The 12133-nt window shown below is 35.5% G+C and carries 13 protein-coding genes; 2 read left to right on the top strand and 11 right to left on the bottom strand.

From position 1 onward, the window contains the following. The first annotated feature begins 100 nt into the window (after window positions 1–100). On the top strand, window positions 101–574 hold the full coding sequence (locus tag EG339_RS14670) for a 23S rRNA (pseudouridine(1915)-N(3))-methyltransferase RlmH (RefSeq protein WP_123870721.1): 474 nt from the start codon (window positions 101–103) through the stop codon (window positions 572–574). A 30-nt stretch (window positions 575–604) separates the two neighbouring features. On the opposite strand, the gene EG339_RS14665 is transcribed toward EG339_RS14670, so the two are convergent. The 4 genes from EG339_RS14665 to EG339_RS14650 form a co-directional block, all read right to left on the bottom strand. After that, window positions 605–1060: a tRNA (cytidine(34)-2'-O)-methyltransferase gene (locus tag EG339_RS14665; protein WP_123870720.1), complete on the bottom strand. Its 456-nt coding sequence runs from the start codon at window positions 1058–1060 to the stop codon at window positions 605–607. Between the two features lie 123 nt (window positions 1061–1183). After that, the gene (locus EG339_RS14660; RefSeq protein ID WP_123870719.1) at window positions 1184–1996 is read right to left on the bottom strand and encodes a tetratricopeptide repeat protein; all 813 of its coding nucleotides are present in this window, start codon (window positions 1994–1996) and stop codon (window positions 1184–1186) included. Further along, window positions 1993–2559 carry a phosphatase PAP2 family protein gene (locus tag EG339_RS14655; protein WP_123870718.1) on the bottom strand — a complete coding sequence of 189 codons (567 nt, stop codon included), beginning with the start codon at window positions 2557–2559 and terminating at the stop codon, window positions 1993–1995. The genes EG339_RS14660 and EG339_RS14655 overlap by 4 nt, the downstream gene beginning before the upstream one ends. 3 nt (window positions 2560–2562) lie before the next feature. After that, window positions 2563–2901, bottom strand: coding sequence for a Sec-independent protein translocase subunit TatA/TatB (locus EG339_RS14650; protein WP_123870717.1), 339 nt, complete (start codon window positions 2899–2901; stop codon window positions 2563–2565). A gap of 326 nt (window positions 2902–3227) precedes the next feature. Here EG339_RS14650 and EG339_RS14645 point away from each other — a divergent pair, with 326 nt between their 5' ends. Continuing rightward, entirely contained in the window at window positions 3228–4172 is a 945-nt protein-coding gene (locus EG339_RS14645) for a hypothetical protein (protein WP_123870716.1), read from the top strand. Between the two features lie 144 nt (window positions 4173–4316). On the opposite strand, the gene arsB is transcribed toward EG339_RS14645, so the two are convergent. From arsB to secD, 7 genes are all read right to left on the bottom strand, one after another. Further along, window positions 4317–5348, bottom strand: a complete 1032-nt coding sequence (gene arsB, locus EG339_RS14640; protein ID WP_123870715.1) for an ACR3 family arsenite efflux transporter — start codon at window positions 5346–5348, stop codon at window positions 4317–4319. 9 nt (window positions 5349–5357) lie between these two features. After that, window positions 5358–5849: a GNAT family N-acetyltransferase gene (locus EG339_RS14635; RefSeq protein WP_123870714.1), complete on the bottom strand. Its 492-nt coding sequence runs from the start codon at window positions 5847–5849 to the stop codon at window positions 5358–5360. Then, a complete protein-coding gene (locus EG339_RS14630; protein WP_123870713.1) occupies window positions 5830–6462 on the bottom strand; it encodes a low molecular weight phosphatase family protein in 633 nt (210 codons plus the stop codon). The genes EG339_RS14635 and EG339_RS14630 overlap by 20 nt, the downstream gene beginning before the upstream one ends. Before the next feature lie 25 nt (window positions 6463–6487). Continuing rightward, on the bottom strand, window positions 6488–6961 hold the full coding sequence (locus EG339_RS14625; RefSeq protein WP_123870712.1) for a DUF6428 family protein: 474 nt from the start codon (window positions 6959–6961) through the stop codon (window positions 6488–6490). 56 nt (window positions 6962–7017) lie between these two features. Further along, window positions 7018–7344, bottom strand: a complete 327-nt coding sequence (locus EG339_RS14620; RefSeq protein WP_123870711.1) for an ArsR/SmtB family transcription factor — start codon at window positions 7342–7344, stop codon at window positions 7018–7020. A 222-nt stretch (window positions 7345–7566) separates the two neighbouring features. Continuing rightward, entirely contained in the window at window positions 7567–8787 is a 1221-nt protein-coding gene (locus EG339_RS14615; protein ID WP_123870710.1) for a TCR/Tet family MFS transporter, read from the bottom strand. A 309-nt stretch (window positions 8788–9096) separates the two neighbouring features. Then, on the bottom strand, window positions 9097–11991 hold the full coding sequence (gene secD, locus EG339_RS14610) for a protein translocase subunit SecD (protein WP_123870709.1): 2895 nt from the start codon (window positions 11989–11991) through the stop codon (window positions 9097–9099). Between the last annotated feature and the right edge of the window lie 142 nt (window positions 11992–12133).

Raw genomic sequence — 12133 nt, 5'->3', positions numbered from 1 at the left:
GATTTGTGATTATTGAATAATATACCATCTTAAACATCGACCGGTAAACTTTAAACCTTGAACATAAAACCTTATCTTTGCCGCCTGAAACTTTCTTACAATGCGAATCAGTTTACTTTGTATCGGCAAAACGGATGATAAGGAGATTACATCCCTTATTAATTACTACTTAAACCGCCTTCCCAAGCACTGGAATTTTGAGATCACTGAGATTCCAGATGTAAAAAACGCCAAGAACCTGTCTCCGGATCTCCTTAAAAAAGAGGAAGCCAAGCTTTTTATTAATCATATTGATAAAAATGATCTGGTTGTAATTCTGGACGAAAAAGGAAAACAATTTACAAGCCGTGAATTTTCCCAGAAAATTGACAACTGGATGAATTCTTCCATAAAAAAAGTACATATCCTGATTGGGGGCGCGTATGGTTTCTCAGAAGATATGTATAGCAGGGCCAATGAAAAGATGTCATTATCTAAAATGACTTTTACCCATCAGATGATCCGTCTTTTTATTGTGGAACAGCTTTACCGTGCAGACCAGATCCTTCAGGGAAAGCCTTATCATAATGACTAAAAGCCACTTTTTTAAACTGTAAATAATAAGTTATCCTTTTAAACCTATTTGTCTTTTAGCCTCTCCTATCACAAAAGCTACAGAATTCGCAATATTAAAGCTTCTGATCAGCTTTGACATCGGAATGGTTAAATGGTTTTCAAATTGGTTTAAAACTTCTTGACTAAGCCCAACACTTTCTTTCCCGAAAACAAGCCAGTCTCCATCCTGAAAATCATTTTCCAGATAGGATTTCTCTGCATGGGAACTCATTAAAAAAACACGGGACGGATCAGGAATACTGCCTATCCATTCTTCTACATTGGCATATTCTGTAACATCAAGATGCACCCAATAATCCAATCCGGACCGCTTCAGGTTTTTATCATTAATTACAAATCCAAAGGGATGAACCAAGTGCAGTCTAGATTCCGTACCTACACATAAGCGTCCGATATTTCCTGTATTATTTGGAATTTCGGGCTCTACAAGAACAACATTTAACATCTATATTTTTTATATAAACAAAAACAGCTAAAGATAAGCATATAGCTATATCCAGCTGTTTTTTATTGATGATTAATACATTCAAAAATCCTGTTAACAGGTATTACAATAATTGAATAAGTATTATTTTTTAACGCATTTGGCATAATACTCAGCCAAAACAGCTCTTTCATACCCTAAACTAACAGCTTTGTCCAGGTTTTCACAGGCTTCTTTAGGCTTTGCCATATTAAATAAGACCAGTGCTTTCGTTACAAATGCCTGGGCAAACTTCGGATCAATAGAAATTGCTTTATTGACATCTGCAAGTGCTTCCTTATTTTTTTTCATTCTCAAGTAAACATCTGCCCTTCCGCTATACAGCAATGATTCCGGCTTTTCTGCAATGAGTTTATTATAATCTTTCAATGCATCATCCAGTTCACCATTATTCTTTTTAAGATTAGCTAATCCTGTTTTGGCAAAGATATTATCCGGTGCAAAGGTCAGGATATGATTAAGATCGGCTTTGGCCTGCTCTTTTTTATCCTGAATTTCATAGATTTTGGAACGGGTGAGGTATAAGTCAGCGCTTTTATCATCTACTTTAAGGCCACTTTCAATATACTCCAGTGCCTTTTTCTTGTCTCCTTTCTGGCTGTACAGGGAAGAAAGGTTTTCATATACAGAAACAGACATTGGATTGGTTTTTAAGGCCATATCATATGATTTAAATGCAAGATTAGTTTTTCCTAATCTTCTTTGCGCTGTTCCGAGATAATTATAATATTCTGATTGTATTTTCCGGATCTGCTCCTTTTCTGCCAGTTTGGAATATTGCTCTTCAGCACATTTATAATCTGCTTTTTTAAAACATTCTTCGGCTATTTTTTTATCCTGGGCAAGGATATTTAAAGAGAAGCTGACTGAAACCAGAACTAATAAAGTTTTTTTCATGAAGTTATATTTTGCTTGTTGATTACTTTCCTGGCGAGCGCACCAAATATCACTCCCAATAAAGATCCAACAAACGCCCCCACCAAAATATCAATTGGAAAATGCACTCCTAAATATATTCGGCTGTAGGAAACCACTATAGCCCATACAAATATAACATAAGGAAACCATTTAAGTTTATTTTTAAGTAAAATACATAAAAAGGCGGCTAAAAAAAATGTATTGGAGGCATGTGCGGAATAAAATCCGTATTGTCCACCACACTTCACAATTCTCATATAGTGTTCCAAACTGGGATCATGACACGGCCTTAACCTTGCGACTCCATATTTGAATACACTTGCCAGCTGATCTGAGACTGTTGCTCCAAGGGCTAAAAATATAAGAATAAAAACTAATGATTTTAGTTTGTAATTTTTGTATAAAAAATAAAGGAATATACTATAGAGCGGCACCCAGATCCAAGTGCTTGAAATAAGCATCCAAAACTGGTCAAAAGCCGGGTCGCCCAAATTATTAAGGTATAAGAATACCTGCTTATCTTCCTGAATAATTTCCTCCATACATTATCGGCTTACAGGTCCTTCGTAAGTTTCATCATCGGCAGGCTTTGGTTTTGGAGGTTCCTGAGTGGTAGATGCAGGCTCTGTAAGAACATCTTTTTCAATATCCTTCATTGGGTTGAAATCCTTGGCAGCATCTTTTACTTTCTCAATTTCACGCTTAATTTCAGAAACAGGGTTATCTGTTTCCTTCATGATTTCAGTTTTGATATCTTCTACTGCACCACGCATCTTTCTAACACCCGCACCTAAGTCACGTGCAATCTGAGGCAGTTTATCCGGACCGAATAATACAACGATTGCCACTGCAATCAATGCCATTTCTCCAATGCTTAATTCCATGCTGTAAAATTACGAAAGATTATACATTTATTTGCTGTAAACTAAAAATTTAAACAAATTTTAAGATTTTGAGTAAGAAGTCGATTTAAAATCTACTGGTAATAGTTCAAAATTTATTGGATACATGAGCTCCCGGCCGTTTGCGTGTTTAAGGTTTAAGGTCTGGTTCGATCCATTCAAAATCTCAAAAACTGAGTCTTTCCTCCTTCTCATATTTTTCCAACAAACAGCAAATGAATGCGAATTAATAAATAATTAATTCAAAATATTGAGAATTAAATACTATTTAAGTATATTTACTAAACACAACCAAAACTAAATATATTATGAAAAAACTAGTTACTGTCTTTAAATTTGCAGCCGTATTATCTGTACTAACACTTAGCAGCTGTAGTGATGAAAACAATGAAATTACAAAACAGGAAGCAGTTCAGACAAAAATAACCACTGCTGATTTACAAAAAGAAATCACTCCTATTTCACAAGCCGTTCCAGGTACTGTACAGATCCAGCTGGATGAATCTCAAAAAAATCTTGAAAAATATCTGAAAAGTGATTTACAGATTGCCGGCACTAGAGTTATTGGACAGATCTCAACACAAAAAGGAATTGAAATGTCAAAAAGCCTTATTTCCGAGAAAGACCAGTTTATTGCGGTGGGAAACCTTATGGATCTTTCTACAGTTAAATTAGGAAGAATTGGAGATCTTTATACAGGCGATGATCTTACGATTGCACAAACCGGATTGAAAGAAATGGTGAATGAAGAAATCAAAACAGGAACCAACGTTATGGAAGTGATCTGGAGCAATAAAAACGGAAAGTTCACCAGTCTTTGTTTCTATAATGATTCAGGAATTATCTGGGATAATGTTCTTGGAGGTCTGATTGTGATGGACACAAGAGGCGCTGTAGAAAATTCAAATGAAGCAGCTGCAAAAGTATCTTCTAAATGGTATAAGGAATGGTGGACTGCAAGCTGGCTTTGGGGATCTAAAAGAGGGGAAATGGGGTATCAGATTACGATATACTATACTGGTTCAACGGTATCTAATACCGATGTTAATGACTGGGCTAACATTAGCTTAGGAAAAGCAAAAAGTGAAAGCAGGATTACTAAAAAGACTGGTGCTTACGGACAATGTCAATACGCATTGGGACTTTGTACGCCAACCGGATCTTTAAGCTTTAATGCAAGCAAATTCTCAGTGTCATTCTCTGGATTGGGCAGTAATATGGTAAGCAATGGATACAAATCATTATATCCTTAGTTTCATAGAATATAAAATTTCAAAATGATAAAGGGAAGTCTGCTAACGTCTTCCCTTTATTATGTAATTTAATCACAGTTTGTCTATTATTTCCTGTTTCAGAACTTCAATAGCATGAAAAATATTGATTTGTAATATATTTTCTCAGGTATAATAGTTCTTTTTCAACCATAGACTTAATTTTACAAGTAATATCAAAACCGGCACTTCCACCAATGGTCCAATTACTCCAACAAATGCTTGCGGAGAATGAATTCCGAATACTGCAATAGACACTGCAATTGCTAATTCAAAGTTATTACCGGTTGCAGTAAAGGCTATGGAAGCATTTTTATCATAAGGAACTTTGAATGATCTATTTATCAGAAAACTTGCCAAAAACATCAGAACAAAGTATACAATCAACGGTACAGCTACTTTTAAAACATCTAATGGTAATTCCAGTATCTTATCCCCTTTCATACTAAACATGATTACAATCGTAAATAAAAGAGCATAAAGAGTGAGTGGAGAAACTACAGGAACAAATTTCCTGTTATACCATTCCAAACCTTTTAACCTGATTAGTAAATACCTGCTTAAAAAGCCCGCTATGAAAGGAATACCCAGATATATAAAAACACTTCTTGTAACTTCCCCCATTGATACTGTTATATTAAAATTAGCTAAACCTAATTTTTCTGGTAAAACATTAATAAAAAGCCAAACCATAAAACTATAACAAAGTACTTGAAACAGGCTATTTAAAGCTACCAATAGTGTTCCATATTCACGATTACCTTTTGCTAAATCGTTCCAGACGAGTACCATTGCGATACACCTTGCCAAGCCGATCAGAATTAAACCAATCATATAGTCAGGTTCATTTCTAAGGAAAATAATAGCCAGTACAAACATTAATACAGGGCCTATTACCCAATTTAACAACAAAGAAATTCCTATGATTTTTTTATCTGAAAAAACTTTTGGCAGTAAGGAATAATCGACCTTTGCTAATGGTGGATACATCATTACTATTAATCCAATTGCCAGAGGAATATTTGTAGTTCCAACAGATAAAGAATTGGTTAAATTTAAGATACCAGGAAAGAAATAACCTAAACCTATTCCTAAAAACATTGCTAAAAATATCCAAAGCGTAAGATATCTATCCAGAAATTTTAATTTTGGCTGCATAATATATATTTAATCTATTCCTACCACTTGGCTTCTTCTCTCCATCATTACGCTATCCCTCCATACACCCTGCAGCTTCCCTATTCTCTCCCGGTACCCGATCATTCTAAATCCAAAAGTTTTATGCAATGCTATGGTAGCCTTATTTTCAGGAAACATTCCAGATTGTAAAGTCCAGATTCCGTTTGCTTCGCTTTCTTCTATAAGTTGATGCATTAAAAATTTACCCACACCTTTTCCTCTATGGTTTTCCGATACATATACACTTACTTCAGCTACGCCTTCATAAACACAACGGCTGCTCACTTTGGATAAGGCAGCCCAGCCTAGTACAATATCCCCCTGAACAGCTATGATCCTGCTATGCAACAATTTACTTTCATTCCAGCTCTCCCATGATGGAACAGTGGTCTCAAATGTTGAAATGCCGGTGTCAATACCTTCCTGATATATTTTGGAAATATCCGGATAATGTTCCTTATTAATTGAAATTATTTTCATGCTGTTTTTTTATTTGTGAAAAGACATACAGCATCTCTGCTCCTATCTGTAAACTTTTTTCGTAATAAACCTGGTTCTGTTCAGGGGTACCGTCTGAAAGTTTAGGATCTTCAAAAGTAATGGGAATACGTTTATCTGCTCCCGGAATGAAAGGACAGCCTCCATCAGCCTGCGAGCAAGTCATAACTGCAGCAAAACCATGTTTGGGATTAAAAACATTATCATATTTTTTTGAAAAACCAATAATGGGATGCAGATTTTCATCATACCTGATAGCGTATACAGGATTTTCCGTATCTGAAATCTTTATGATCAAAAAGCCTTGCTCCCTCAACGTTTCCGCAACCTTAGGAAACATTGCAGTTTCTTCAGTTCCTCCTGAATAACAAGTTACATTGGGAATATTAAAGTATACGCTTGCTGTTTGTGCCCAAACTTGTGATAAATGGCTTCTTCTTGAGTTGTGGGTACAGATGAAATTAATATCAATTATTTTCCTGTTATCAAGTTTGTCCTGAATAAAGTCAATTAATAATTTTAATGTAGCTTTCCTGTCTTTGCTAATTTGCTGATCTTTTAATAACTCAATTGTTTCTAATAGTTTAGGGTACATCTTTAATTTTTTGAGTTATTTAAATTTAACAGCATCCTGAATTGGGTGTACAGCAAGAATTCTTGTTTGAAGAAAGCTCTGACAGGCTTACTTTCTGCTTTTCTACAGGAATGCCACAGGCGTCCTGAGCTAAACAGGCTGTTGTCTTATTTTTAAGAACAAATGTTTTTCCATTAAACTCTAAATCATATTTCCCAATGGTTGTATTTTGATATTCAACTTCAATTTCACCCTCTTCAATACCCAGCTTTTCTTCCGATAATTTAATAATATTTAAAAGCTTCCCAGGTTTTAACCTGTGTTCAAAATCATTGGCATTCCATAATTGAAAATTAACCACTTTTTCATGGCGTATGACCCCACCACAATCAATAAAATGTTTTGTTACAGTTCCTACTTCTGTAACATGAAAATGCTCAGGAACAAAAGCTCCGTTTTCTAATTGAAATTCAACATTATCCAGTGTTGACAAAATTTCTTTAATCTCAGATAATTTCATATTCTTTTTACTTATTGGTAAAACGCTATATTACGATTAATTTACGCAAAAAATTCTTAACAGCATTTCTGATTGGAAACTGTAAGTATGATTTTTGAAAAATAGTCTTTTAATATTCCAAAGGTAGTTTCATCAATACAATAACAGATGGCAGTTCCTTCAATATTTCCTTTTATCAGACCTGCATTCTTTAATTCTTTCAGATGTTGTGAAACTGTGGCTTGTGCTAATGGAAGTTCATTCACAATGTCTCCGCAGATGCAGGTATTTACTTTTAACAGATATTCAATAATAGCAACTCTGGCAGGATGGCCTAATGCTTTTGCAATGATAGCGATCCTGTTTTGCTCGTCTGTGAAATGGTCAGTTTTAGTTACTCCCATAGGTTGAATAATTATATCGCAATATTACGATAAATATTTATCAAAAAAAAGAGAAAACTATAAATTTAATTTTTAGATCTCCTAATTTTAAAAGTATATTACAAGTGAATAAACATTCCCCAGGCAACCCAGGCCAAGGATCCATTAAGCGCATTGATATATATTGGGGGAATAAATTCATATCTAAAATGATTTATTCCCCTTAATTAAAATTCAGTCTTATTAAATCTTTCTTTTTTTCTTAAAAGCAGAATAAGTAATGACTACACTAATGGCCATTAAAATAAATGCCAGGAAGAACGGAGCCCCCGAAAACTCAAATGGTGCTTCATCATGCGTAAAGAAATAGAACAGGTTCGTCATCATTGGAGGGCCAATAATTGAAGTAGCACTCATTAAACTGGTTAATGCTCCCTGAAGTTCACCCTGCTCATTGGAAGGCACGCTCTTTGTAATTACAGACTGCAAAGCAGGCCCACAGATTCCTCCTAGACAGTATGGAACTAAAAATGCAAACATCATCCAACCTTCTGAAGCAAAAGCAAATAATAATAAGCCTATAGCATACATCGCAAGACCATAATAAATACTTTTCTGTTCTCCCAACCTTGGTGTAGTCCATCTGATTAAAAGTCCCTGTACTAAACCTACAAGTAAACCTACTACTCCCAACGAAATCCCTACCATCCTTTCTGTCCAGTTAAATTTATACATTGTAAAGAAACTCCAGTTACTCTGTACGGCATGTCCTGCAATATAGATCAGTATTAATGCGGTAATAAGGCCTGAAATTTCCGGGTGCTTCCCTAAAAATTTAAAGGATCCTACGGGATTGGCGCGCTTCCAGTCAAACTCTCTTCTTTTATCTTTATCTAAACTTTCAGGAAGAATGAAATAGCCATACAGGAAATTAAGAAGACATAAACCTGCTGCTGCATAAAAAGGAACTCTTGCACCGTAATGCCCTAAAACACCTCCCAAAACAGGGCCTATAATGAAACCTAATCCAAAGGCAGCCCCTATCAGTCCAAAGTTTTTTGCTCTGTCTTCATCTGTGGAAATATCTGCAATATAAGCACTGGCAGTGGTTACACTTGCTCCGGTAATTCCCGCAATAATCCTTCCCAGAAACAGCCACCAGATACTTGGAGCCAGGGCCAGGAAAATATAATCCACCGCAAATCCGAAAAGTGATATTAGAATAATAGGTCTTCGCCCGTATTTATCACTCAGATTTCCCACCAGTGGAGAAAAGATAAACTGTGTAAATGCGTAGGCAAATCCTAACCAACCTCCATATTTTGCAGCCTCACTGATATCTGCATGAATCAACTCCTCAATTAATTTAGGAACAACAGGGATAATGATTCCCCATCCGGTAATATCAATCAGTAAAGTAATAAATATAAAGCCTATAGCCGCTTTTTTCTTTGAATTTTCCATGATGGTGCAAAATTAATCAAATCTTAAAAATAATGGTTCTAAATTGTACTCTATTAAAGAAGTATAATACTGAATACCATAATTATATTAAAAAACTCTTTGTTTTTATATTATTTCCAACAACCCGGAAGGCTGGAAATTGAATATCTGCCAATAATAAAATATAAAACATGATTTCAAATGAATATGATATACCTTATAACAGATAACTTGTGCCACAATGATTATTGCTTAAACAACTCTCAACTCAGTAGGAAATAAAAAAAGCCTTTCTTTCGAAAGGCTTTTACTAATTTATTGTAGTTTGTATTATTTTGAAGCAAGTACTTCTTTATCAGAAGTGGTTTTTCCGTGTACTTCTTCTTCTTTACCTTTCTTAAGGAAGTCATAAGCAATTGCCGATGCAATAAAGATTGATGAGTAAGTACCGAATCCAATACCGATTAACATAGCAAACATGAAACCTCTCAGGTTATCACCACCAAAGATGAAGATCGCAAGGATCACCAAAATCGTAGTGAATGAAGTGTTGAATGTTCTACCCAATGTACTTGAAATAGAGTCATCAAATAATCCAGCTAATGTTAAAGATTTTTTCTCTCTAAGGTATTCTCTAATTCTGTCGAAGATAATTACCGTGTCATTGATTGAGTATCCTAATACCGTAAGGATCGCAGCAATGAAATCCTGGTTGATCTCCATGTTAAACGGCATATATTTATGAAGTAATGAATACGTTCCTAAAATAATCACCGCATCGTGGAACAATGCTGCTACAGCTCCTAAAGAGAACTGCCATTTTCTAAATCTGAATAAGATATAGATAAAGATACCAGCCAATGCAGCAACTACCGCAAGGATACCGTGTGTCTGAATATCATCAGCAACCGTAGGACCTACTTTTTCAGATGAAATGATACCTGCATGGTCTTTGTCTGCTGATTTGAAGTCATTTAAAGTAATATTAGAAGGAAGGTCTCCTTTTAATCCTTCGTATAACTTCTGCTCAATAGTCTGGTCAGCTTTTAAAGATTCATCTTCAATAAGGTAATCTGTAGAGATTTTCAATTGCTTAGAGTTTCCGAAAGTTTTAGCTTCTACAGAAGAGTTTTTACCATCTTCAGTTTTGAATAGTTTTACTAATTTTTCTTCAACATCATTAGCGTTTACGTCCTTATCAAATCTTACTACATAGTTTCTACCTCCTGTAAAATCAATACCATATTTGAAACCGTGAGTAAACATTGATACTAAACAGATCACTGTTAATACAGCAGAGATGATGTATGCATACTTTCTCTTCCCAATGAAGTCGATCCAGGTATTTCTGAATAGGTTTTTTGTTGGCGGAGTCCATACAGAAAGGTGTTTACCTTTGTTCAGCCTGCTGAAGATCATTACTCTTGATAATAATACAGAAGTGAACAATGTCATGATAATACCGATCATCAATGTCAATGCAAAACCTTTAATAGGCCCTGTTCCAAAGAAGAACAATACAACTGCAGTTAATAACGTAGTAGAGTGACCGTCAATAATCGCACTTAATGCGTGTTTGAAACCGTCTTTATAAGCTTCTAAGATGCTCTTACCAGCGAATAGTTCTTCTTTAGTTCTTTCATAGATAATTACGTTCGTATCTACCGCCATAGCCATCGTTAATACGATACCAGCAATACCAGGAAGCGTAAGAGTGAAGTCTCCGGAATCCATAATTCCGAAAATATAGAAAAGGTTAATTACCATCGCAATTACAGCGTACACCCCTGCACCACCGTAATAGAAAATAATATAAACAATGATAATTAAGAATGCGATTGCAAATGAAATCATCCCTGCATTAATAGACTCCTGCCCTAAAGACGGACCTACCTGAGTAGCCTGAACTACTTTAGCACCTGCAGGTAATTTACCAGCCCCTAAAACGTCAACCAATTCTTTAGCTTCTTCCTGAGAGAAGTTACCAGAGATCTGAGTTCTACCGTTAGGAATGGCACTTACAACGTTAGGAGCAGTGTATACTCTGTTATCAAGTGTTACAGCTACTGGTTTTCCAACGTTTTTCTCTGTTAGGGTTTTCCATTCTTTAGCTCCTTTAGAGTCCATCTGCATGTCTACCACTACTCTTCCAAGTTCGTCGTAGCTGATGTTTGCAGTTTCTACAGCACCGTCAACCGGAGCTTTTTGGTTGATGTTACTTCTGATTGCATACAATACTAAATCATCAGGACTTGTAGCTTCAGGTTTGTAACCCCACATGAACTGTGTATATTTAATGTTTGCAGGACGTAAAGCCATACCTACTTTGCTGTTTAAGATTTTGTTTACAACAGCAGTATCAGATAATTTTACATTCGCTACACCATTACTTCTTAATTTGTCAAGCTGTAAAAGGTTCATGAAGTTCACATTCTTTGCAACTCCCATAGAATCTCCTTTTGCAGCAACCATAGTTGTTAATGTCTGGAAATAAGGTGCAATTTCAGGAACCTGCTGTACTTCCCAGAACTGTAGTTTTGCAGAAGTCTGAAGCATTTTCTTTACCTTGTCGATATCCTTCATACCAGGCATTTCTACAGAAATCCTAGCTGTACCAGGTACTCTCTGAACGTTTGGCTGGATTGCTCCAAGCTTATCAATTCTCGTTCTGATTACCTCGAAAGCCGTTCCTACAGAAAGATCAATTCTTCTTTTAACAATACTTTTTACCTGCTCATCAGTAGTATTATACTTGATTTCAGATAAGTTTGTGTTTCCGAAAAGTTCCGGATCAGCAAGCTTCAGGTTTGTTCCTTTTGCTTTGTTAACCGCATCGAACTGTTCAAAGAAGTTGTCGATGTAAGATTTTGTTGAGTTTTTCTGAGCTTCATCAGTCTTGTTTAAAGCCTCAATAAGAACAGGATTTGTAGAATAATTGGTTAAATCGTTCACCAAATCTCTCTGGTTGATTTCCAAAAGAACGTTGATCCCTCCTTTTAAGTCAAGACCCAATTTCATTTCCTTGTCTTTAGCTTTTGAATAATAAAGCTTCGTATACCCAAGATTAAGAGTATCTTCTTTGATTCGTTTGATCTCTTTCTCGTTTCCTTTCGCAGCTTCTATCTGCGATTCAATTTTGCTGGCGTACCAGGTTGGTAATAGCTCGTTTAAGCAAATCAACCCCAGGACAATAGCAACAATTGTAATAAGTCCTTTTCCTTGCATTTTGTTATAACTACGTTAAATTAAGTCGGCAAATATAATGATTTTCTTGTATTTTATGAATTTTTAACAACAGAAATGGTTTATTTTCAGATATATCAGTATTCTGATTTCTATTTAAGATTTAACAATTATTTCATGGTAT

It is taken from the genome of Chryseobacterium bernardetii, from assembly GCF_003815975.1.
Lineage (GTDB): Bacteria > Bacteroidota > Bacteroidia > Flavobacteriales > Weeksellaceae > Chryseobacterium > Chryseobacterium bernardetii.
The sequence above is the reverse complement of the archived record's forward strand: the minus strand, read 5'-3'. Positions and strand labels throughout refer to the sequence as shown.